The organism is Planctomycetota bacterium (assembly GCA_016125255.1).
Taxonomy (GTDB): Bacteria; Planctomycetota; Phycisphaerae; order Phycisphaerales; family Zrk34; genus RI-421.
In genome coordinates, this window is the sequence record WGMD01000001.1 from 220,525 (window position 1) to 243,540 (window position 23,016).

Here is a 23,016-nt window from a genome sequence, read left to right on the forward strand (position 1 = left end):
TTACTTGCTGACCTTGATGATGCCGTAGCGCTTGGAGCGGCGGCGGCGGATGATCCGCTTGTTGGACGCCTTGCGCTTGTTGCGCGTCGGGCCGCCCTTGGCGAACACGCCCGTCGGCGACACCGGCGGACGACCGCCCTTGCTGCGCCCTTCACCACCGCCATGCGGGTGGGCATGGTGGCTCATCGCCATGCCGCGCACCGTCGGGCGGATGCCCAGCCAGCGCTTGCGGCCGGCCTTGCCCAGCCGGACGTTCTGATGATCCGTATTGCCGACCTGACCGATGGTCGCGCGGCAGTTGAGGGAGACCTGCCGGATTTCGCCCGACGGCAACACCAGCGTCGCCCACTTGCCTTCCTTGTTCATCAGCCGCGCCGACGAACCGGCCGAGCGGCAGAGCTGACCGCCCTTGCCGGGGGTCATCTCAATGTTGTGCAGACTCAGACCCGAGGGAATGTCCTTGATCCGCATCGCGTTGCCGACATCCGGCTCGACGGGGCCCGACCCGCTGACGACGGTCATCCCGTCGGTGAGGCCGACCGGAGCGAGGATGTACGCCTTGGTGCCGTCGGCGTACTGAAGCAGCGCGATGTTGGCGGAGCGATTGGGGTCGTATTCGATGCCGATGACGGTGGCCGGTTCATCGAAGCGATTGCGCTTGAAATCGATGACGCGGTAACGGCGCTTGTGGCCGCCGCCGCGGTGACGGACGGTGATGACGCCCTTGTGGTTGCGTCCGCCGGTCTTGACGAGCGGCTTGAGCAGCGTCTTCTCCGGCGTCTTCTTGGTGACATCGGTGAACATGTTCACCGAGCTGTTGCGCCGGCCGGCACTGGTGGGTTTGTAAACTCTGATCGCCATGAGTCGTCTTCCGTAGGCGCGACCAACGGTCGCGGCTTTGCATTAGAACAGGTCGATGCGGTCTTCTTCGTGAAGCTGGACGGTCGCCCGCTTCCAACTGGGGCTCACGCCGACGCCGTAGCGCGTCCGCTTGGTCTTGCCGTCGCGGTTCTGCGTCGCTACGCTCAGCACGCGCACCTTGTAGAGCTTCTGAACCGCGTCGCGGATCTGCTGTTTGTTCGCATCGGGATGCACCTCGAAGCTCACGCGATTGCGCGCCTGAGACTCCCAGGTGCTCTTTTCCGTAATGAGCGGCTTGATGATGATCTGGGTGGGCTGCATCAGGCGGCCTCCTCAACATTGGCGCTGGACTTGAGCGAGTCGATCCATCCCTCGAGCGTCGCCTTGTCCACCAACACAAAACGCCTCGACAGAAGGTCGTAGGCGTTGAGCTGGTCCATGTGGATGATCTGGATGTCGGCGACATTGCGGGCCGAGAGGCGCGTGTTGGCGTCTTGCGGATTGATCGCCAGCAGGCAGGTGCGGTCAATGCCCAGCGCCGAAAGCACCGAGACGAACTGCTTGGTTTTGGGGGCCTTGAAGTCAAAGGAATCGACGACCTTGATCTCGCCGTCGACGGCCTTGGCGAGCATCGCGTTGCGGGTCGCGAGGCGGCGCATCTTCACGGGCATGTCCTGGCGCCAGTCCTTGGTGCGTTTGCCGAAGGCCACGCCGCCGCCCTTCATGATGTTCGTGCGAACCGCGCCGCGGCGGGCGTTGCCGGTGCCCTTCTGGCGATAGAGCTTGCGGGTCGAACCCTCGACCTGCGAGCGGTTCTTGGTCGCACTGGTGCCCTGACGCTTGTTGGCGTGGTACATCACGTACGCCTGCTTGAGCAGGGTCGGACGGATTTCGCCGCCGAGCAGTTGCTCGTCGAGCTTGATCGTGCCGGTCTGCTTGCCGGCCAGGGAATAGACAGGTATTTCGAGCATGATCGCTTACCTGGCTCCTCATCGGAGCGATTTCGCCGCATGAAGCTCGCCTCATTACACACGAAGCGTCTTTTAGTGCGACTCGGTTTCCATTGATCCGCTCTCCGCCTCATGCGGGGAGCGGTTGAGTCTTATGTCAAACGCGGCTTTAGCCGGCGGCTTCCGCAGCTTTGCGGGCCTTGGGCTTGTAGAGCCGGGTGGCGACGCGGATCGTCACCATCGCATTGTTCGCCCCGGGCACCGGGCCCTTGACGAGCATGACGTTCTTTTCCTTGTCGATCGCGACGATGTCCAAGCTGCGCTGGGTCACGATTTCGTTACCCATCTGGCCGGACATCTTCTTGCCGCGCTTGGGGCCGCCGGTACCGCCGCGCTCGTTGCCGTAGCTGCTGATGGCGCCGGGGGAGCGGTGCTTGCGTTCGGTGCCGTGCGTGGCGGGCTGGCCCTTGAAGTTCCAGCGCTTCATCGTGCCGGCAAAACCCTTGCCCTTGCTGGTCGCCGTCACGTCGACGTACTTGATATTCTCGAAGTTTTCGACGGTCACGGCCTGACCGAGCGTGTAATTCGCCAACTCATCGGCGCTGACGCGGAATTCCTTGTGGAACCGCTGCGGGGCGACGCCGGCCTTGGCGTCATGACCGATGAGCGGCATCGTCGAGCGGCGGGGCTTGATCTCGTCGAACGCCACCTGAACCGCCGCGTAGCCGTCGTTTTCGACCGTCTTGATCTGCGTCACGTAGCACGGACCGGCCGCCACGACCGTCACCGGCACGCTCACGCCTTCAGGCGTGTAGTACCGCGTCATTCCGAGCTTGCGTCCAAGAATCGTCAACATGAGTCAAACCTCCGGGGGTCCGCTTGGCGGGGTTCTTGCCGTCCATGGCAGAGGAACACGACCCCTTTTTGATTTATGACGCCTTCAGCGGCGTCCTTATCTCTTATGCCTTGATCTTCACGAACACGCCGGCCGGGACGACCAGGCGATTGAGGGCTTCGACCGTGCGAGCGTTCGGATCGAAAATGTCGATGATCCGCTTGTGCGTGCGGATTTCAAACTGCTCGCGGCTCTTCTTGTCGATGTGCGGGGAGCGGAGCACCGTGTACCGCTCGATCCGCGTCGGCAGCGGGATCGGTCCCGAAACCTTCACATTCGTCCGCTTGGCGTGATCGACGATTTCCTTCGCCGACGCATCCAAGGCCTGGTGATCGTACGACTCCATCCGAATGCGAATCTTGCTGCCTTCCATCGCAAGCCCTTTGTCGTGATTGTCAAAGATCCAAGTCTGCCGGACCGCTGGCCCTATGCCACGGCCCCATCAAGCTAATTCACCCGGCGGCTCGTGGTTCCACTTCGCGTGGCCTGCGGGCCCATCCGGGTCGAAGATCGCCAAGTATAAGAGCTATGACCGCCCTGTCAACTGGCCAAGGACGAGATAATAGCCGCCCTTTCTCATCCCGGCAAATCGTCCGGCACACTTTCTTCGCCCTCCCCGGGCCGCACGCCGGTCTTGCGGTACTTGCTCCGACGCTGAGCATACTCCTCGGGCGAAACCGGCAAATCCGGGTCCGCCACGCCGTCCATGCACTGCTTGTGCAGCTTCTTGAGGAACGGCACGCACCACTGGCACCCCGTCCCCGCACCCAGACAATCGCTGATCAAACTCGCATGCACCGGCTTCTCCCGCTTGCAGAAGTTGACGATCTTCCGCTTGGAAACATGAAAACACAGGCATACGTGATCGTCGGCAAGCATGGGCGGAGTGCGGAATGAGGAGTGGGGAGTGGGGAGTGAAAGACGCCAAGACATTCTACCCACTCCATACTCCCAACTCCGCACTCCACACGCCGTTTGACTCATCACATGGAAAGGTTAACCTGTCTTCTCTTCCCCGTTAACCAGTCCACCACTGAACCAGTCAACCATAAAGGACTCCCCCATGGCCGAACAACCCGCTGCGATTACGTTCAAAGGCAACCCGATGACCCTGCTCGGCGCGGAGCTGAAGGTCGGCGACAAGGCCCCCGACTTCGCCCTGATCGCCACTGATCTATCGGAGAAGAAACTCGCCGATTACGCCGGCAAAACCGTCATTCTCTCCTGCGTCCCCTCTGTTGACACGGGCATTTGCGATGTCGAAACCCGCAAGTTCAACGAGAAGGCCGCGTCGCTTTCGCCCAACACGGTGATCCTGACCGCCAGCGTCGACCTGCCCTTCGCCATGAAGCGCTGGTGTGCCGCCGCCGGCGTCGACAAGGTGGTCCTGCTCAGCGACTACAAGACCCACGCCTTCGGCACCGCCTACGGCGTCCGCATCAAAGAGCTGGGCATCCTCGCCCGCTGCATCTTCGTCATCAAGAACGGCAAGGTGACCTACAAGCAGCTCGTCAAGGAAGTCGCCCAGGAACCCGACTACGACGCCGTCATCGCCGCCGCCAAATAAAAGGCGAAGATCCCAATCGCATCCCCCAGCCCGCCCCGCGAAAGCGCGGCGGGCTTTTCATTTGGGGCCCACGCCCCATTCGCACCGGCGCGCCGACCCCGCGATTTTTCGCCCTGTCCATGCGCCTTCGTTTTCACCTCAAAAGCCATGCATTTTCGCCTATTTTTCGCATCCCGCGCGCACCGGACGGCCCGGTGCGCACAGCATCAAAGCCCCCAGCGCGCCCGGTGCGCGATCGAATAAGGACTTATGGAAACACGTGCGCGCGCCGGAGGCAAATTTGCCATCCCGGTGCGCGAATTGCGAAACGCCTGTGCGCGAAGTGGGTGAAATGACCCAATGGGGCGGTCGCGTGAATCAACGACCGCTGAGCCAGTCCTTCCAGATGATTTCCTGAAACGCCCAGTTGCCGTTGGTCTGAAAGCCGACGGGTTCGAGTTGCTCCATCGCCGCGGCGGGGATTCCGATCCAACTGACGTGACCATCGAGAAAGAGCGTCTCGTAACCGTCGACATGACCGTAGTCGACCCCGTAAAGCGCCTCGCGGCGGACCCAATGATCGGCGACGATGGGCGTCGCAGCGGGATGCGTCATGAGCAAATTCGCCGACTCCCGCACGCTGTTGCCGAACGTCGCGCGGTAGTGATAGCTGATGCCTCTGGATTTCGCCGGTCCGGCGTGGCCGGGCGCGGGCCACCCGCCGTAGGTTCCGGGCGGAAAGCCCGAACCGCCCGTTTCCGTCACGGTGTTGACCACATCGTAAGCCAAAAGCGGATGCTTCCAGGTCGGGCAATAGAAGAGGCGCGCATCGGTCAGATAGCCCGCGGTCATCAGGTAGGCGAGACCCAGGGGCGTGTTGGTGGTGACCTGATAGGTCGAGTCAATCCCCCACAAACCGGGAAGCGCCGCGTTGCCCGGAGGCAACTGGCGCTTGGCGTCGTTGGCGTAGTTCAACAGCAGGATGCCCATCTGTCGCTGGGCCGACCCGCAGACGGTTCGTCGGGCCTGCTCGCGCGCCTGGGTCAGCGATGGCAACAGAATGGCGATCAAAAGCGCGATGATCGCCACGACGACCAGCAGTTCGATCAAGGTAAAGCCATGTCGCTTCATTCGCACGGTCGGACCCTTCCAAGGCGACGGCAACAGCACCATCGCGGTTCCGTCAACGCCGGCGCGACAGCGCCGTCAACATCAGCAGCGAAAGTCCAGCCGGAAGCGCCGTCGGCGTCGGGATCAATGTCGTCACCGTCAGGTTGTCAATCAGTTCGCCCGTCTCGAAGGCGCCGATCTGCATCCGAATCACGCCGGAGTTGTTGTTCCATGTGAAGGTGTAGTCATCGATGAGCGTGTTGCCGACGTAGGTCTTTGCATTGGCGCCGGCGCCGTCGGCGAAGGAAAGGGTGGACACGTCAATGCGTACTGTTGTCTGGCTGTTGAACGTGGTGGCGAAACTCGCCTGCGTACCGAGGTCAGCGGCATTGTCAAAGGCCTGGCTCTGGCCGTTGTTGCGCAACAGGATGCCGTAGTCGGTGTCCGAGCTGTTCACACGGGTCCCCGGATCCGACGTATCGTGGCCGACGCTGAAGGAAATCCAGTTGGTGTTGGACGAAGTCGGCGCGGTCCAATCGAACTGAACGCTGAATCCGCCGGCGGCGAGGATCGCCGTGCCCGTCGCGCCCGAGGCCCAATTGAACTGATTGGTGACGCCGAAGGGGCCGCCCGCGTTCTCGAAGCGGATACGACCGCTGCCCGATGCGGGCTTGATCATTCGCAACTGATTGCCGCTGATCGACTGCTGCGCGTGTTCGGATCGGACCACGACCGTGGACGCGAGCGTGCCGCCGAGTCGGCCCGCGGTCGAGGCGCTGTCGAAGTTGGCGTTGTCCGCGACATTGAAATTGTCGGAAAACAGAACGACTGACGCCTCGGTGATGCGAACCCCGCACAGAACCATGCACGCAACGGTCAGAAGTAAAAACGCGCGAGCCACAGGCGGTCGTTGATTTCTCATATCATTCCCTTTCTTGAACAGGTTGTTCGATCTCGCCGACGACGCTCGGCGTGAGTTTCTGATTGGAGCGTGCATTGAACGCCGCGCGGGCGCTTGCCGAAGCGTTTGCACCGGCATGCTCTTGTGAATCATCCGAACGAACGAGCGCAACGGAGAAATCGGCAAACGTGTGATAGCGATCGCCGGTGGCGTTGCCGTATCCGACGAGCGTGATGAAGTTGTCGGTCCATCCGCCGGGCACAATGTCCTGGACAACGGGCTGGTCCGCGTCATCGACGTACACTTCGACGCGCGCATCATTTCGGCCGTCGAAGGCGTTGCCATCGACCAAGCCGAAGATGCGGATCTCGACCGCATGCACCGTCGTCATGGCGGGCTTATCGCAGTAGATGAGTCCTTTGCCGCCGTTGAGCTTGTCGATCGCAAGCGCGTCCGCGCCGCGCCAGGCCTGAAGGTATCCGTTGTCGCGGAAGAGCACGCCCCAGTTGCCGTCGATCGTCGGCCCTTGTCCGCGAGCGCCCTGACCGGTCCCGCCCCAGTCCGACCGATCCGAAGCGCCGAACTGAATGCCCGCCCAATCTTCGCTGGTTCCATCGGCGTCGAGGACGGGATCGACCATGAAGCGGATGGACAGGTAGTTGTCGACGCCGCCGGCATCGACGTTGAAGTTGCGATCCGGCGAAGCGCTGACGATCGATACGTTGGACCTGCCCGAGATCAACAGAAGTCGGCCGGGCCATTTCGCATCGTTGATGCGCACTTTCTGAGTGGGGTCGTTCGCATCGACGATGTCGCCGCCGAATGCCGGATTCGCCCGGAGCAAGCCATAACCCTGCCGCCAGACGATGGGCGCGGGCGAACCGGACTGCGGGTCGACATGGGTTTGCGTCGCGCGATGCTCGTCGTCGACGGTTCGATCGAACGTATCGAGGCAAAGCACGCTTGCCCGCGAGACGATCCGTCCCGACGCGTTGAGACTGATCGATTCACCGGCAAGCAAGTTGTAGGTGAGCGGGGAGGCATCCGCCAGACGATCCACATCGACGCGCACGTGGCCGCGAAGGACACGGATATGGGGGTCTTTGCCGGGCTCGACGCGGAGTTTGAACGACGTGCCCAGATCGACCACGTGCACGCCATTGGGCAGGTCGACCGTAAACCCGTGCGCGCGTCCGGGCACATTCGCCTCAAGCTTCCCAGACGTGAGGCGGCCGCGGTTGGGCCCGGTCATTTGAAATTCGCACGGGCCGGTCAGGTCGACCACGGCGGTGGATTTGAACATGACTTGAGCGCGGCCGGCGGTCAGATGAATCGGACCGGATACGTCAGCGCCGAGGGCGTGTTCGGCATCGGCGAATTGCGCATCGTCGGAGACGTCGCTGAGGATGGCGAACGAAGCGGGAGAGGGGGAGAGGGGTTGGGGGTTGGGGGCGGGGGATTGGGAAGGCAGGAAGACGAAATACAGCGCGGCGGCGATTGCGATCAGCGCGGCGATTGCCGCGCCTGCCTTGAAGCTGAAACCTGACGTCTGAAACCTGACCGCTGATCCCCGATCCACAGCCCCCGATCCCTGATCCCCAAACCCCAAACCCCGATTCGCGACTTCCATGTGCAGATCGAGGTAGCGCATGTAGAGCCGGCGGGCGGCGGGGTCGGCCAGGAGCATCGCTTCGAGGCGCGACAGGTCCGCGTCCGTGATCGACCCATCGCAAACAACGGCGATCAGGTCGAGCAGTTCATCGAAATTCGCGGCGGGGGTCATCATGGCGTGAACCCCTCCGACTTGAGCTTGAGCGTGACGCAGTCGAGCAGGCGGCGGCGCACGCGATGGAGCGTCTTGTAGAGCGTCGCCACGGGCTGATGCGATGCGGCGGCGAGGTCGTGAATCGTCGAGTCGCGCCCGTAGCGATGATTCAGTAGATCACGCTGGGCCCCCGGAAGTTTTTCCAAACAATCGGTCAGCGCGCGGCGCTGGGCTTCGAGAAGCGGTTGCGCTTTGTCACGTTCGTCGGCGAGGGTTTCGATGAGCGTTTCGGAAAAATACTTGCCCCGCTGGCGGGCCTGCTTGCGGTGGCGGAGGACTTCGATGTAGGCGAAGCGCACCGCCCAGGGGACGAACGGCTGAGCCGGGTCATACTCGTCGAACTTGCGCCAGAGCGCGGCGGCGGTCTCCTGCATGACGTCCTCGGCGTCGGCGTCGGAGCCGAGCAGCGTGCAGACGTAGCGATAGACCTCCTGCTCGCAGGCGGCGAAACGTGCGACGAAATCATGCGTCGGCTCAGGGGACATTTCGGGGCTCCATATCTTCTCATCCTTTGGGGGAGGGATTGAGACAAAAAAGTTCGGAGTGGGGAGTGGGGGAACAGTACCAGACGCTTCGCCGCGGAGCCGGCTCAGCGTCGGCGTGGGCCGGCCTTTCACTCCGCACTCCCAACTCCGCACTCCACACTCCGCGTTCCGCACTCTTTCATAACTCTCGGTTTTGCACGATAATAGCGTTTGATGGTTCAGGGCGGACATGACGATGGTTTGCCGCATTGCGATGCGCATCGGGAGCGGGCAGCGGCGTGGTTCTGCACGTTGTGCAAGGCGCCCAAGTGCGATGAATGCGTCAATCACACGGGGATGTACGCGGGGGAGAACGCGGCTTGCAAGTTGTGCGGGGGTCGTGCGGTGGCGCTGCCGACGATGCGCGGGGCGCGGGAGGAGGGGATGCGCGGGGCGGGGGTGATTGATCCGCGGGAGCAGCGTTGGGAATGGATCAGGGATGTGGTCGGGCCGCCGGTGGTGTTGAATGTTTTGTGCTGGGTGCAGTTTTTGTTTACATGGTCGAGGCATGACACGGGGGCGGGATTGACGGCGGTGTTGGTATGGACGGTCGGGCCGGCGGCGGCGCTGGGGGCGACGGCGTGGATGCTCAATAGCTGGTTGGACATTTACTACGGGGCGATCGGGCCGTGTGCGGCGAAGCTGGGCGTGCTCGGGCTGGGGATGCATCTGCTTCAGATGCTGCTGTTGAGTGGATACAGTTTCGCCTTCGCGGGGGATTTGACGGACCAGACGCTGGTGCAGGCATTGAGTGTTTTGTTTCCGATGATCTTCGCGGTGCTGATGCTGCCGGCGGGCTTGTTTTATCTGGCGGCGGAGTATTTGTTCGAGTTGTCGCCGGTCGAGGCGGTGGCGACGGCGACGAGTTTTTTCGTGATGTACACGGTGGCGATGCTGGTGCTTTCGCTGGGCGGGGCGCCGCTTTGAGGGGGCGGATCATGAGCGTGGGAGCCCGACGATGAAGTGCGAAGTTCGTTGCCCGGGTTGTCGGACGGACTATGCAGTCGAGCCGGGGGCGGCGGGGGCGATGATTTTGTGCTGGTGCGGCGTGCGGTTTGTGATGAAAAGGGAAACGGGTGCGGGGGAAGTCGTCGAGGGCGAGCGGGTCAGTCGGGAGGCGGCGGAGGCGTGGACGGGGAAGCGGTTGGAGCCGTGCCCGCGGTGTCATGCGCTTCGGGAGGCGGGGATGGTGGTGTGCACGGCTTGCGGGTTTGATGTGCGGACGGGCCGGTCGGCACCGCGGGAGAACGAGGTATTGGCGGAGCAGCGTCGGGCGGCGACGGCGAGCGATCGCGCGGCGAACAAGTTCCGCGACTTCACGGCGCCGGCGCTGCTGTTGATGTTGGCGACGCTGATCGAATTGGCGGTGCTGTTCGATCCGGTGCGGCTGCTGATTGATCTGACCGGCGGGACGGTGCTGATGATCATGGGTGCGGCGGCGATCAGTCGTGTGGTCGGCGTGGAGTTTTCGCCGACGGATTCGGCGGCGCTGAAGCTATGTGCGATGGGGATGGCGACGGCGGTCGGGCGGGATGTGGCGCTGCATTGGCTGGCGCCGGCGATGCCGAGCGGGGGATTCATCAGCGCGGCGCTGGGGTCGATCGCGGCACTGGCGCCGTTGGCGATGGCGCTGTTGATCATCCCGGCGGTGATGCTGGCGCTGATGAGCCGGTGGTTTTTCCAGACGGACCCGCACGAGACGATGGCGTCGACGGCGGTGTTCTTGTTCGTGCAGACGGTGTTGTTTGCGATTTTGATTTCGACATGAATGAACGCACCCTGTTTTGCCGATAGCAAGAGTGCGCTTACCGCGGCACTTCCGACGCGGCGAAGCCGAATCTTCCGACTGGGGAACATTCTGTGGGATTTTCGACATCTTTGATTGCGCGAGGGGGCGAGGTTTCGCCCGCGCGGCTCGTGTCTCCGCCGTTGTACGGTTGGCTGCTGATTGCGGCGGCGGCGGGGTTGATGCTCATGACGAGCATCGGGCGCGTGGGGCGAAGCGGGGCGTGGAGTCTGGACCTGCCGTTTTTCTATGCGGCGGGCAAGTGCTGGATCGACGGCGATTCACCTTACGATCAGACGTCGCTCGTCGCGCACTCCCAAGGCACGATTACGAATGACAAATCCCCCTTCGCCTATCCGCCGACGATCGCACCGTTCTGTATGGCGTTGGCGTTGTTCGCGTGGCCGATGGCCTGCTGGATCGTTTTCGCCATCAACATGATCTGTATCGCCGTGATCGCCCTGCTGACGTACGAGCAGGTTATCGCCCAACTCGGCCCGGCGCACGGCGGGCGCGCTGCCGTCGCAGCGGCATTCATCATCGGCATGCCCGCCACCTCGCACGTCGTCTGGATGGGCCAGTCCACGCTCATGGTCGTCGCCGCCGTCTACCTTGGCTGGCGCGCCAAGCAATACCATTATCCGCTCCTGGCAGGCGTGCTGCTGAGCTTCGCCGCCATCAAGCCGCAGTTCGTCATCCTGCCTTTCCTCTGGATCATTCTTGAAATGCGGCATTGGAGGCACCTGGTCGTCGCCGCCTGCGTGGCTCTCGTCCTGATTGCCTATCCCATGCTCATGCGCGGCCCGGTCAACTGCATTCACGACTGGCTCGCCGCCGTGCATGCTTACCAATCGCATCGCTATTCCGCCCTCGGCGGCGAACACATCATGGGCTTGCCCAGTCTCCTCGTCGCCGCCGGCCTGCCCGCGCCGCCGCTGATGCCGCTGATGCTGGTCATCGGCATCGCTCTGTTCGTCTGCCGGCGACGCATCCGCACCGAGGACTTGCTCGCCGTGTTCACCCTCGCAACGCTCGGCCTCGTCTACGCCCACGACTACGATCTGTGCTTCATTGCTCCCACCATCGCCGCCTTCGCCATATATGCTCACCGCCGGCTGAACATCGCTCTGGCCGCGCTCGCCCTCGCAGTCCTTCTGTACATCCCCCACCGCCTTGTGCGGATACTCGATATGCCCTTGATGCTGCATTGGCGCACGCTGGTTCTCCTCGCCGGACTCGCCCTGCTGTTATGGCTCAACGCCCAGGCCGATCAACCCGCCGCACCACCCCGCCAATCGCAGCCCGATTGAACTGGAGGGTTCCGCCGTGAAATGGTTTGTCCTCATTGCGACCATCGTCTGCAACGTCAGCTCCAACACGCTGCTGAAGGTCGGCGTGCGCCAGATCGTGCACGAGGGCGGGCTATGGGCGGTGATCCGCTCGGCTGTGAACCTGCCGCTGCTGGCCGGCGTCATCCTCGCCGGGGCGACGCTGCTCAGCTACATGGCCACGCTCAGCCGCTTCGACCTGAGCGTCGCGTATCCGACGGTCACCGCGTCGGCGATCCTGCTTGTCAGTCTCATGTCGCTGATCTTTCTCAATGAGGCCATGCACGTCTATCGCGTCATCGGATGCATCCTCATTCTGATCGGCGTGAGTCTGCTGTTCGTAGAACCCCCAACCGCCCCCGCGGTCCAGTCCCCCGCCGACGCACCGCTCAATTCCTCCGCCCCCGCCAAGTGATGCCATACCGGGACGCGCCCCATGCTCAATGTCGACGGCCATTCGCACGATCAAGCCGATGACTCCGATCCGGTGGACACGCCGGACAGGCCGGCCTATCTCGTGGTCGATCTGGACGGTTGCCTCGTCTCGATCGACACGCTCTGGGAATCCTTCTTTCAAGGCATCATCGCCTCGCCCTTGCGATGCTTGTCCGTGCCGCTGTGGCTCCTGCGCGGCAAGGCGTATTTCAAGGCGCAGGTCAGCGAGATTTGGCAACCGGACGTGACGCATTTCCCGTACAACCCGCAGGTGCTCGATCACATCCGCGCCCGACGGGCCGCGGGCGCCCGCACCGTGCTGGCCACCGCGGCGCATCAGTCCATCGCCCGCGCCGTCGCCGAGCACGTGGGACTGTTCGACGATGTGCTGTGCAGCGACGGGCAACACAATCTCTCCGGCTCGAACAAGGCGCGCGCCATCGACCAATACTGCAACAGCGAGCGATTCGAATACATGGGCGATTCCGCCGCGGACCTGCACGTCTGGCCCCACGCCGCCCGATGCGTCGCCGTCGACCCGGCCCGATCGGTCGAGCGAAAGCTGCGGGCGATCAACCCCCGCGCCGATGTGTTGCGACACCCGCGCCCCTCCCGCCTCGCCGCCATGATCCGCCTCCTCCGCCCGCACCAGTGGGTCAAGAATCTGCTCATCCTCGCCCCGCTGGCGCTGGCGCATAAGCTCACGGACCCGAAGCTGATCCTGCTCTCGCTCATGACGCTCGTGTGCTTTTGCCTGGGTGCGTCGGCGACGTATGTGTACAACGATCTGGCGGATGTCGAGACGGATCGGCGACACGCCCGAAAGTCCCGCCGCCCCCTCGCCGCCGGGCACATCGGCTCCATGCACGCCGCCGTCGTCGCCGCCGCGCTGCTCGTCTTCGTCATGGCGCTGGCTGCATGGGTCGATCCCAAAGTCCTGATCCTGCTCGTCGTCTACGTCCTGGTCACCACGCTCTACAACATCTCCTTCAAGCGCAAGGTCTTCATCGACGTCCTGACCCTCACCGGGCTCTACACGCTTCGCCTTTTCGCCGGCTGCGTCGCCACGGGCATCGTCATTTCCGAATGGCTCCTGGCCTTCTCCGTCTTCTTCTTCCTGAGTCTCGCCCTCACCAAGCGCTACACCGAGCTGGACGCCAGTCAGGGCAAGCTGCTCAACACCCGCCGCGGCTACCGCATCGAGGACGTGCCGCTGGTGGGCAATCTCGGATCGACCAGCGGGTTCATCGCCGTCCTGGTCCTGGCGCTGTACGTCAACAGCGACGCCGTCGCCGTGTACCATGAGCACAGTCTGCTGTGGTTCATCTGTCCGCTGATGCTCTACTGGATCGCGCGCGTCTGGTTCCTGGCCTACCGGGGCGAACTGCACGACGACCCCGTCGTCTTCGCCGCCAAGGATCGACATACCTACATCATCGGCGCCCTGTGCGTCCTGACCTTCGTCCTCGCCTCGACCGGCTTCGACTGGATTTCCCGCCTGTTTTGACGGGTCGCCGCCTGTGCCCCTCTCGCCGACCCCGTCACCCCGCAACCGCGAGCCGGATTTTCACATTGACAGGCGCGCCCCCCCTCTCATGATCAGCTCGAACGGGCGATTTTCGGATTGCATCAAAAAGTCGGACTACGTACAATACCGCGACTTGGGATGGGCGATGACTTTTTTTGAGATTGATCCGTAGAAAGGGAGACAATCATGATGTTCCGTGTTGTTAATCGGGTTCGGGTGCTTCCGTTGGTCGCTGCCGCTTGTGTCGTTCCCGTGCTCACGCCGCAGGCCCATGCCTTCAACATCTCCACCAAGGCCATCGCCCTGACCGGCGACAACGCCCCCGCGGCCAACATGCCTTTCACCAGCTTCCTCGACGGCTCCATCAACGACAAGGGCGCCATCGCCTTCTCCGCTTCCTACACCGACCCCGGCGCCCTCGGATTCGCCAACGGCGTCTTCCTCAACGACACCACCGGCCTCTCCTCGATCGTCATCAGCGGCCAGACCTTCAACTCCGGCCCGTTCAACGCTGAGACGTTCAGCATCAACAACATCAAGCCCGACATCAACAACGACGGCACCGTCGTCTTCAACACACGCTCCATCTACCGATTCTCCAACGGCACGCTCACGCAGTTGACCCCCTCGTCCGGGTCCATCGCCGGCACGTTCTTCGCCTCCGGCTCGTCCACGCCTTCGATCAACAACAACGGCCAGATCGCCTTCGAAGTCACCGAATTCCGAAACAGCGCACTGGAAGACTCCATCTTCCGCATCAACGGCACGACCGTCACCAACGCCGTGCACGGTTCCGACGCCGCCCCCGGCGGCGGAACCTATGGCAACATCCGATTCAATTTCTTCATCGGCCTCAATGACAACGGCCAGATCGCCTTCGCCTCGCCCAACGGCGGCGGGTCGTCGCCCAATGCCGCCTATTTTGTCGATGAATTCAACACTCCCTCGCTCATCGTCAAGCAGGGCGACGCCGCACCCGACACCGGCGGCGGCACGGTCGGCGATTTCATGAACCTCGTCTCCCTCAACAACAGCGGCCACGTCGTCATCTCCACGTCCATCGCCGGCGGCAACACCACCTTCGCTCTCTACCGCTCCACCGACACGACCCCCGTCCAGATCACCGCCATCGGCAAACCCCTCTTCACCGGCACCACCGAGTTCTTCTCCTCCGGCAAGATCAACAATCTCGATGACGTCGCCTTCGATGCCGACACCGTCGTCGACGGCCAGTTCCATCTGGGCACGTTCGTCTCCCTCAACGATGGTTCCGTCCTGCCCGTCTTCACCCCCGGCCGCAAGCTCAACGTCGCCGCCGGCGATTCGCGCACCATCGCTTCGAGCCGAACCCTCGACTTCAACAGCGCCGGGCAGATTCTCGCCGAGGTCGTCTTCACCGATGGCTCGCGCGGCCTGTTCACCGCCAACACGCGCAACGTCGCCGCCAAACTCACCACCGGGTCGCCCGTGAGCATCACGCAGTCCGTGACCGTCCCCGCCCCCGCGGCCAGTTCCTTCACCCTCGCCTTCGACTACCAGTTCGTCACCGGCTCCGGCTCGCTGACCGTCGACCTGGGCTTCATCAACGGCCTCATCCAGATCACCGGCGGCGGAACCCCGATGGACTCCTTCGCTCACTTTGAAAACACCTTCAACTTCCCCCTCGGAAACCCCGGTGATCTCGTCGACCTGACCTTCACCTTCAACGATTCCCAGTCCGGCTCCGTCCTCCTGCTCGACAACGTCTCCCTGCCCGGCCTGGTCAACGGCGACTTCTCCGATGGGTACGAGTCCTTCGTCATCTCCGGCCCCGGCCACGCCGACCTGACCGGCCTGGAAGCCCTCGACCCCGCCCCCGTCCCCGAACCCTCCGCCCTGCTGGGCCTGCTGGCCTTGGCCGCCCCGCTGCGCCTCCGCCGCCGGGCCTGACCCCCGCGCCTCATCAACACCCCTCAACCCCCGGTTCCGCCGGGGGTTGTTTTTTTCTGAGCCCTCCCCTGCAAGGGGGAGGGTTGGGTGGGGGTGAATCTTGTCAGCCCCAAGCCGCGTCCGCATCGAAACGAAACCCGCGTGAACTGATGCGCTTCACCCGCCCCCAGCCCCGCCCTCAAGGGCGGGGGGCCGGAAAGCCCTCCCCCGTTGACGCGGAGGGCTGCCTGCGGTGAGCAACGCCAAACCGGGTGGGGGTCAATCACATCCGCCCACGGCCGCACCGGCGTCGAAACATCACTTCGCCCGAGCGCTCGTCAATTTTTTACTTGACATACACATATCCGTTGGTAAACTCACCCGCGAAAAATCGGTCGGACGCTTTAACGCAGAACGTCTCAAAACTTATTTGTCAACGGAGAGATTTATGACGACCAATCGTCTGATGGTGTTGTGTGCGGTTGTTCTATGCATGGTCGGTGGCTTGAATCGGGCTGAGGCGGGCAACGTGCTGATCTTTCAGGGAACGGTGACCGGCACGTCCATCCTCCCCGGCGCGATCACGCTGACGGGCGCGAGCTCGGTCACCACGACCGATTCCACCACGTTCAACGCCCAGTTGACCGGGCACACATGGGACGTGGTCATCTATTCGGAAATGGAAAACGCCACCTACGAAGACTCCGCCACGCAGCTCGCCGACTACCTCGCCGGCGGCGGCAAGCTCATCGGTTTCACCTACCGAACCGATGGCCTGTCCGTGCTGCTGGGCGCTGATTTTGCCGTCAGCTCCAATCCCTACATCCTCGATAATGATCCGGTCAGTCCGATCTACACCACGCCCTACACCCTCGATACCGACGGCCAGCCCAACAACTCCTTCGTCGGCGGACACGGACACACCACCGACTCCTCGCACGGCTGGCACCCCGACAGCAATTCGACCGGTCTGGGCAACGTGAACTTCGGCGGGTTTCAGGCCATCCTCGGCAACAGCGGCAACTCCATCCTCAACGCCACCCTGTCCGACAACTACGACACGCTCAGCGAAGGCGAACGCCTCGTCGCCAACGAGATTCTGTTCCTCGCGCCCGACATCGCCCAGCCCGTCCCCGAACCGACCAGTCTCGCCGCCCTGACCGCGATGACTTTGATCATGACCACCCGCCGCCGCCGCCGCTGATCAGAATCAATAGCACAATCCCCCCAACCCCCGGTTCCGCCGGGGGTTGTTCTTTAAGCCCTCCCCCGTTGAGGGGGAGGGTTGGGTGGGGGTGAATCGTATGAGTTGGACTTGTGTCCGCATCGAAACGAAACCCGCGAGAACGGATGCGCTTCACCCGATGACGCCTTCCCGACGCAGCGCGATGCCCCCTGAAAAACCGCAATTTCGTTGACGGCTTAACAGCCCTATCAGTAATATAGCGATGGTTGAAAATGAGATCGGTGCGAGTCGGAACGGGATATTCCAACTATGAAATCGTCAATTCTCGCGGCGGCGGTTGTCGGTGTGCTGTCCATTTGTCTATCCGCTTCGGCGGCGACGCTCGTGCGGCAGGTCACGCAGATCGTCGACGAGCAACTGGTGGACGAGAGCGGCATCGGAACTTTCTACGTGAACGACTACGCCCACTTCGCCGGGGATTCGCCGAACCTCACGCAGGACTTTTCCGTCGACAAGACGCTGACCTTCCGATTCGAAGCGCCCGCCGGATCGTATTTCCTCGTCACGCCCCCCGGGCCGGGCTTCGACCTGTACCTCCGAATTCAGCTCAACAATCCGGTCGTCGGCCCCTACATCAGCGGCGTGACCCTCGATGGCTTCAACTACATCGACACGCAAGGAACCGTGCCCGCCGGCCTGGGCTACTACTCGCAGGTCAGCACGCACCCGTTCTTCTACGTCGAAGCCGGCACGCCGGTCACCGATCCCTTCCGATTCAGCGCCTTCGAAGTCTCCTTCTCCTTCCCCGCCGGCTTCACCGCCGACCTCGTCAACTACGGCATCATCTACACCGTCCGAGGCCAGCGCAAGATCGAAGTCGAAAATGAAAGCGACGCCCCCCCGCCCGCCGTCAACTGGATCCAGATCGTCACCGTCCCCGAACCCTCCAGCGCCGCCCTGATCACCCTCCCCGCCCTCGCCGCCGCGATCTATCGCCGCCGCTGATCTCGCCGCCTCGTCTTCGAAGCTTTCAACTCCGCCGCGACGCGCCCGATGATCGGCGTGGAATCATCTGATTCACCATTGTCGATGACCGGGGGTGCGGCATGTCCGACGAATATGAATTCGACGAAGCTGCGGGGGATGGCCATGCGATCGACGAAGCGGAGTCGCTCGATGTGTCGCCGGTCGAGGAAGGCGATCTGATCGAGCCGGGCGTGGTGTGCGCGCACTGCATGGCGAGCAATCGGCCGATGGATGAATTCTGCTGCGAATGCGGCATGCCGATCGGGCAGTATGTGTGGAACCAGCCGTTTCAACAGATCGCCGCCAGCGGGTGGGCGTACCAACGGGCGACGAGCGGGCGGATTTCGCGCGTGATGATCATCGGCATCTGGCTGATCTTCGGACCGGGCGTGGTGATCGCTCCGGTCATGCTCATTTCCGCAATGCTCTCGGGTAGCCACATCACGATGTCCGTTGGCGACGCGCCCGGCGGGTCCAATCCGAGATTGGTCAGCCCCGATGACATCCTCGAACGCGACATGGACACGGGCCGCTGGACGCAGTGGCTGCTCCTGCTGGGTCAAATCGCCGGCGGATGTTTGGAGCTGGCGCTGTACATCGTCTACGTCATGATCCTCGTGCGCGTCACCCGCGCCTATCAGCGACAACGCCTTGACGCTCCGCATCAATCACCCTCGTGAACGACGCCACGCACGCGCGGTGTCCGAAAGCCCTCCCCCTGCGAGGGGGAGGGTTGCTTGCGGTGAGCAACGTCGAACCGGGTGGGGATGAATCACATCAGCCCCCGACCGGCGTCCGCGTCGAAACGAAACGCGCGCGAACTGATGCACCTCACCCGCCCCCAGCCCCGCCCTCAAGGGCGGGGGGTCGGAAGAACCCGCGCGCGATTGCGGGCGCGGGGGTCAGCAGCCGTGCAGGCCCATGTTGAAGATGATGAAAAAGTCCAGCATCACCGCGCCAACCGGGGCGGCGATGGACCATGTGAGATAATCGGTGATGGACCGGCCCTTGGCGGCGGCCTTCACGAATGGGATGCCCACCAGACCCAATAGGAGCATCACGCCATTGGTGATAGGACCGATGGCGATCGCGATGGCCAGCGCACCAAAGCTGCGATCCTGCCACGCCATCATCAGCAGGATGAGATTCGCGATGACGAGCGGAATCAGGAAGATCGCGATCGACAGGCGATTATCCGAATCAGCGGGATGCGGTTGAGACATGATACCCTCCGGTTGCGAAATTCTATCCGACTATTCACGCGGGGCGAGGGGGACGTGCGCGGCGGTGAGGTAGCGGTCGAAAAGCGATTGCGGGTCGGCGCTCGTCGCGATCGACCGGCTGGATGGCCCGTCGTACATGTGGATTCTTTGGCAATGAAAGCAGATGACATAATCGATGGTTCGCCCGGCGTGTTCGATGCGGATGGCGTGATGTGGCTCGAAACACATCATCCTGAATTCGTCATCGGGTCGAGCCGCTGCCTGAAGCGTGCGCATGATCGCGCGGCGGTCGTCGGCATCGGCGATCTGCGTCTTGCCGAGGACAGGACAAAGGTGAAAAACCTCCGCATCCGCGGGGGCCATACTTCCGGGCTTCCCTCGCAATTCCTGCGGCTCAATCGAATAAAGCGTCAAATGATCGGGTTCGAGAATGGGCACATTGCCATCGGGGCTCGGCGGGAGATAGTCGTTGCGATTGATCATGAACAGCAGCGCGATGACCGCGGCAACGACGGCGACACCCACCCCGATGGATCGCTTCATGCATGCATCATAGCTTGATATCACGTGCGCGCTCTTACTGATGCGCTTCACCCGCCCCCAGCCCCGCCCTCAAGGGCGGGGGGTCCGAAAGCCCTCCCCCTGCGAGGGGGAGGGTTGGGTGGGGGTGAATCGCATCAGCCCCCCGCCGCGCCTGCGTCGAAACGAAAGCCGCGCAAACTGATGCGCTTCACCCGCCCCCAGCCCCGCCCTTGAGGGCGGGGAGAATGAAAATCACTCGGTGGTGAAGGCGACGCCGATGCGGTGGGTGACGCCTTTGAGGTGTTGGCAGTAGCGGACGGCGCCCTTGAGGATGGGGCGGCCGGGGAGCATGTCGAAGCGGGCGTAGACGGCGGTGCCTTTGTGGAGGAACTGGTCGTAGGCGAAGCCCAGGCCGGTCAGGGAGATGTCGACGGTTTTGACCTGTGCGTCGCGCTTGGTGATGGTCAGGCCGGCTTCTTCTTCGATGGCGATCGAGAGCGTGGTGTGCCAGCGATGGCGGGCGGACTGGCGTTTTTCGGACCAGTCGTGGATGAACTCATTTTCCAGGAGCAGTTGCAGCACGCGCTGCTGCGGCGAGACGGCGGGCGCATCGGGGGCCGCCGGCACATCCGGCCCGCCGCCGTCCGGCCAGTCGGGCCCGACGTACACGCGGAAGCTCGTGCCGATGACCTTGGCGACCTTGTCGAGCAGCGCCTGATCGAGCGTCGTCCCGGCCGGGATCAGGATGCGGCCGTACATGTCGCGCAGCGCCCCGGGCAGCGGCTCGCCCATCGGCAGCGCCTGCGTCAAGATCGATCGTGGCTCAAGCGTCGTCGCCATGGTGTCATCCCCGCCAAGATGGGACTCACACCCAACATCGACCCGTTGCGCGGCTCACTTAAAACCGAACCGCCCCCAACGAAAATCGCAAACCCCCGCTCGCGCGGCAGTTTGCGATTTATCCGGACAACATCCGACATTTCGCCGACTCGATCAATACCCCCTAGGGGAAGCGAACACCCCTCGAATTCCTCGAAGAAAACGCACGATTCGGACCCACGCGGCGCACAAAGCGGCGCACCAGCCGCCGGGGCCGCCGACGCCGACCTCGCGGGCCTCGCCGCCGCCTGGCCCCACCTGCCCGAAGCCATCCGCCAACGCCTGCTCGGCCTGGCCGAGGGGGCGTCGCTGCGGGAGTGAAGGTGGACGAACGGTTGGCCGATGTGTATAGTATCGATATACACGATGAGGCAGTCATGGATCGAACCCAAGCCATCGCAGCCCTGCAACAGACCGGCAACCTGCTGGCACAGGCAGCCCGCAACGACCGGGTGACCGTCATCCTTGGCGGGGCCGTGGCGGCGATGGTTGTTGCGGACCTGCCCGCCACGCGCGTGACACACGACTGCGACGTGGTGGTCAGTGAACCTGATGCGGGTTGGGAAACCGTCCACGATGCTGCGCGGCAGGTTGCCGAGAAGCGTGGTCTGCCCGCTGACTGGCTTAATCGTGACAGCCGCATGTACGCCCACCTTCTTCCGATCGGTTGGCGAAAGCGTTGCGAAGCGGTTGGCCGGTTCGGGCCGCTGGAGGTGCTGGCCATTGGTCGCCGTGATTTGATGGCCATGAAACTCATGGGCGCGCCGGTTCGACCGCAGGACCTCGAAGACATCATCGCCATGCGGCCGACCGCTGACGACATCGCCTTCCTGCATGAGCACCTCGATCGCCTCGATGCAGAATCACTCTCGCGCGAAACCTACGATGCCCCGCGAGCGATTCTCGATGACCTGGAGCCCTGCAATGAACCGTCCTGACCTCGACAACACGATTGCACGCTGGTCGCGGGTGGGTGTTCTGTTCGGCTCCCGCCCCGCACGCACCACGCCAGACCTCGAACGCCTTTTGCTCGACACCGCACGTCTGGCCCCGGGAAACGCGCGTCTGTTCTATCTGGCGGTCACGTGGTTGAGCCGGTACGGCAACTTCATCGCACGTCATCGACTTAAGCGACTGGTCGAGACGGACCTCGAAGCGGACAAACAACCGATTCTCGGTGCGTTGCTCGCGCTGGCGGTCAAGCACGTTGCATCGCGGGAACTGCTGGTCGCCGCCGAGGTGTGCAGCCCGGCCGACGCCCCGCGTCCGCTGTTCGACGTGCAGCGCAGGTCGCCTGCCCTTGCGAAGATCGCTCAAAACCATGCATGTGCCGAAGGCCTGCGATGGAACCTCTGGCTGCCGGATGAACCACCCAAACTCGATGCCCTTCGGCCCGCCCGGTGGATCATCAACCAGAACCACGATTATCTCGACCGCATCGTCCGCAAGGGTGACCTGCGATGTTCCATCCTGCTAGTGCTGCGCTACGACACGCCAGGCGGCAGTGCCGATTCCGAGGTCGCCTTGGCCGAGAAGTGTTCAGCCAACCGCATCGCCGTCCGGAACGCACTGGACGACTTGGAACGCGAGGGCTACGCCCTCCGCCAACCCGAACCCGGGGCACGCAACATCCGCATCGCCCTGGCCTCATCCCCAGCGCCTTTGGCCGTCGGCTGATCGCGCCCCATCCCCACTGACAGAACCGCCAAAACCTGCCGCCCGTTCCGCCCACGTTCGCCGGTGTGGCGAACCGTTGGTCATCGACCAACCGTTCCACCACGTCACCGTTCGCGCCCACGGCCCAACGTCGCCCAACCCCGCCATACCGTGGGCCACGGTTCCTCCGTGGCGATGGCTTCAGGTAATGCCGCCGGGAACAGTCACGATTGGGAACTGACTTTCCTTCGTGAGAAATATAGGCTTGGGCACTGCCACCTGCCGCGCCCATCTGCGGTAGCCACAAAGGCGCGACGTCCGGGCCGCACGGTTCCTTCCTCGCCATCCCGCCACCCGACCGCGATGGGAACGGTCGCGTCCCACCTTTTTGTTTGTTGCAGATGACGAACAGATGGCCGCCGATCCAAAGGTCCAAAAGGTCCAGAAGGTGACCCCCCGGTACTTCTGAATCTTTTGGACCTCCGAACCTGCCCGCACACGCCGCGATGGCGCGTTACGGAAAAAACGCCACGCTCAGAACAAACTGTGTCTACCACCGCGACTGGTTCCGCTGGCATCACTGAGAATCGCGCCGGGAAGGAACCATGCGATTGGCTTAAAGCCGGCCTGCCGCCCGCGCCGGTTCCACGTCGTCAGTCTAACTGATAAACTGATAGGAAATTTGATTCCAGGCGGGCCGGGATCGGTGGCTTGGGGGTGAGGGGTTAACTGATAGGAAATACTGATAGGAAATTTGATTCCAGGCGGGCCGGTGTCGTGGGCTTGGGGGGTGAGGGGTTAAGAATCAGACGACGTGTGTTGCTGACGGTCACAAAGCCCTCGGGCTGCTCCTTTTTGGCCGCTTCGAGAATGTCCTTGTCGAGAAAGTATTTTCCGCCCTGCGATTTGGACTTGGGCACGAAAAAC

25 protein-coding genes are annotated in these 23,016 nt (G+C 63.0%); 12 read left to right on the plus strand and 13 right to left on the minus strand.

The window, feature by feature from the left end; translation table 11 throughout:
- From rplB to GC162_01050, 6 genes are all read right to left on the minus strand, one after another.
- Positions 1-861, minus strand: coding sequence for a 50S ribosomal protein L2 (gene rplB, locus GC162_01025; protein MBI1367214.1), 861 nt, complete (start codon positions 859-861; stop codon positions 1-3).
- Positions 862-903: 42 nt separating this feature from the next.
- A complete protein-coding gene (locus tag GC162_01030; protein MBI1367215.1) occupies positions 904-1,182 on the minus strand; it encodes a 50S ribosomal protein L23 in 279 nt (92 codons plus the stop codon).
- Positions 1,182-1,832: a 50S ribosomal protein L4 gene (gene rplD, locus GC162_01035; protein ID MBI1367216.1), complete on the minus strand. Its 651-nt coding sequence runs from the start codon at positions 1,830-1,832 to the stop codon at positions 1,182-1,184. Before rplD ends, GC162_01030 begins: the two co-directional genes overlap by 1 nt.
- A gap of 148 nt (positions 1,833-1,980) precedes the next feature.
- Positions 1,981-2,667 carry a 50S ribosomal protein L3 gene (locus tag GC162_01040; GenBank protein ID MBI1367217.1) on the minus strand — a complete coding sequence of 229 codons (687 nt, stop codon included), beginning with the start codon at positions 2,665-2,667 and terminating at the stop codon, positions 1,981-1,983.
- Between the two features lie 103 nt (positions 2,668-2,770).
- A complete protein-coding gene (rpsJ, locus tag GC162_01045) occupies positions 2,771-3,079 on the minus strand; it encodes a 30S ribosomal protein S10 (GenBank protein ID MBI1367218.1) in 309 nt (102 codons plus the stop codon).
- Between the two features lie 203 nt (positions 3,080-3,282).
- Entirely contained in the window at positions 3,283-3,585 is a 303-nt protein-coding gene (locus GC162_01050; GenBank protein ID MBI1367219.1) for a (2Fe-2S)-binding protein, read from the minus strand.
- A 184-nt stretch (positions 3,586-3,769) separates the two neighbouring features.
- Here GC162_01050 and GC162_01055 point away from each other — a divergent pair, with 184 nt between their 5' ends.
- Positions 3,770-4,273: a thiol peroxidase gene (locus tag GC162_01055; GenBank protein MBI1367220.1), complete on the plus strand. Its 504-nt coding sequence runs from the start codon at positions 3,770-3,772 to the stop codon at positions 4,271-4,273.
- Positions 4,274-4,630: 357 nt separating this feature from the next.
- Here GC162_01055 and GC162_01060 read toward each other — a convergent pair whose 3' ends face one another.
- From GC162_01060 to GC162_01075, 4 genes are read right to left on the minus strand one after another with little or no spacing between them, the layout of a single operon-like run.
- On the minus strand, positions 4,631-5,383 hold the full coding sequence (locus GC162_01060; GenBank protein ID MBI1367221.1) for a prepilin-type N-terminal cleavage/methylation domain-containing protein: 753 nt from the start codon (positions 5,381-5,383) through the stop codon (positions 4,631-4,633).
- 52 nt (positions 5,384-5,435) lie between these two features.
- Positions 5,436-6,227, minus strand: coding sequence for a hypothetical protein (locus tag GC162_01065; protein ID MBI1367222.1), 792 nt, complete (start codon positions 6,225-6,227; stop codon positions 5,436-5,438).
- Positions 6,228-6,285: 58 nt separating this feature from the next.
- A complete protein-coding gene (locus tag GC162_01070; protein MBI1367223.1) occupies positions 6,286-8,049 on the minus strand; it encodes a hypothetical protein in 1,764 nt (587 codons plus the stop codon).
- The gene (locus GC162_01075) at positions 8,046-8,834 is read right to left on the minus strand and encodes a sigma-70 family RNA polymerase sigma factor (GenBank protein ID MBI1367224.1); all 789 of its coding nucleotides are present in this window, start codon (positions 8,832-8,834) and stop codon (positions 8,046-8,048) included. The genes GC162_01070 and GC162_01075 overlap by 4 nt, the downstream gene beginning before the upstream one ends.
- Here GC162_01075 and GC162_01080 point away from each other — a divergent pair.
- The 9 genes from GC162_01080 to GC162_01120 all read left to right on the plus strand — a co-directional run bounded on the left by GC162_01080 (position 8,787) and on the right by GC162_01120 (position 18,489).
- Positions 8,787-9,539 (plus strand): hypothetical protein, encoded by a 753-nt coding sequence (locus GC162_01080; protein ID MBI1367225.1) that lies wholly within the window; start codon positions 8,787-8,789, stop codon positions 9,537-9,539. The genes GC162_01075 and GC162_01080 overlap by 48 nt on opposite strands.
- A gap of 133 nt (positions 9,540-9,672) precedes the next feature.
- Complete coding sequence (locus GC162_01085) at positions 9,673-10,380, plus strand: hypothetical protein (GenBank protein MBI1367226.1); 708 nt, start codon at positions 9,673-9,675, stop codon at positions 10,378-10,380.
- 149 nt (positions 10,381-10,529) lie between these two features.
- Entirely contained in the window at positions 10,530-11,708 is a 1,179-nt protein-coding gene (locus GC162_01090; GenBank protein ID MBI1367227.1) for a DUF2029 domain-containing protein, read from the plus strand.
- Positions 11,605-12,141, plus strand: coding sequence for a hypothetical protein (locus tag GC162_01095; protein ID MBI1367228.1), 537 nt, complete (start codon positions 11,605-11,607; stop codon positions 12,139-12,141). The genes GC162_01090 and GC162_01095 overlap by 104 nt, the downstream gene beginning before the upstream one ends.
- 21 nt (positions 12,142-12,162) lie before the next feature.
- Entirely contained in the window at positions 12,163-13,668 is a 1,506-nt protein-coding gene (locus GC162_01100) for a UbiA family prenyltransferase (protein ID MBI1367229.1), read from the plus strand.
- A 273-nt stretch (positions 13,669-13,941) separates the two neighbouring features.
- On the plus strand, positions 13,942-15,618 hold the full coding sequence (locus tag GC162_01105; GenBank protein ID MBI1367230.1) for a hypothetical protein: 1,677 nt from the start codon (positions 13,942-13,944) through the stop codon (positions 15,616-15,618).
- A 427-nt stretch (positions 15,619-16,045) separates the two neighbouring features.
- The gene (locus GC162_01110) at positions 16,046-16,801 is read left to right on the plus strand and encodes a PEP-CTERM sorting domain-containing protein (protein MBI1367231.1); all 756 of its coding nucleotides are present in this window, start codon (positions 16,046-16,048) and stop codon (positions 16,799-16,801) included.
- A gap of 291 nt (positions 16,802-17,092) precedes the next feature.
- Complete coding sequence (locus GC162_01115; GenBank protein MBI1367232.1) at positions 17,093-17,788, plus strand: hypothetical protein; 696 nt, start codon at positions 17,093-17,095, stop codon at positions 17,786-17,788.
- A 101-nt stretch (positions 17,789-17,889) separates the two neighbouring features.
- Positions 17,890-18,489, plus strand: a complete 600-nt coding sequence (locus GC162_01120) for a hypothetical protein (protein MBI1367233.1) — start codon at positions 17,890-17,892, stop codon at positions 18,487-18,489.
- 222 nt (positions 18,490-18,711) lie between these two features.
- Here GC162_01120 and GC162_01125 read toward each other — a convergent pair whose 3' ends face one another.
- From GC162_01125 to GC162_01135, 3 genes are all read right to left on the minus strand, one after another.
- Positions 18,712-19,032 (minus strand): hypothetical protein, encoded by a 321-nt coding sequence (locus tag GC162_01125; protein MBI1367234.1) that lies wholly within the window; start codon positions 19,030-19,032, stop codon positions 18,712-18,714.
- Positions 19,033-19,062: 30 nt separating this feature from the next.
- Positions 19,063-19,575 (minus strand): hypothetical protein, encoded by a 513-nt coding sequence (locus tag GC162_01130; protein MBI1367235.1) that lies wholly within the window; start codon positions 19,573-19,575, stop codon positions 19,063-19,065.
- Positions 19,576-19,806: 231 nt separating this feature from the next.
- Positions 19,807-20,394 carry a hypothetical protein gene (locus GC162_01135; GenBank protein MBI1367236.1) on the minus strand — a complete coding sequence of 196 codons (588 nt, stop codon included), beginning with the start codon at positions 20,392-20,394 and terminating at the stop codon, positions 19,807-19,809.
- A gap of 416 nt (positions 20,395-20,810) precedes the next feature.
- Here GC162_01135 and GC162_01140 point away from each other — a divergent pair, with 416 nt between their 5' ends.
- Together GC162_01140 and GC162_01145 are read left to right on the plus strand one after the other, a co-directional pair.
- Positions 20,811-21,371, plus strand: coding sequence for a hypothetical protein (locus GC162_01140; protein ID MBI1367237.1), 561 nt, complete (start codon positions 20,811-20,813; stop codon positions 21,369-21,371).
- Positions 21,358-22,110, plus strand: coding sequence for a hypothetical protein (locus GC162_01145; GenBank protein ID MBI1367238.1), 753 nt, complete (start codon positions 21,358-21,360; stop codon positions 22,108-22,110). The genes GC162_01140 and GC162_01145 overlap by 14 nt, the downstream gene beginning before the upstream one ends.
- The last annotated feature ends 906 nt before the right edge of the window (positions 22,111-23,016 follow it).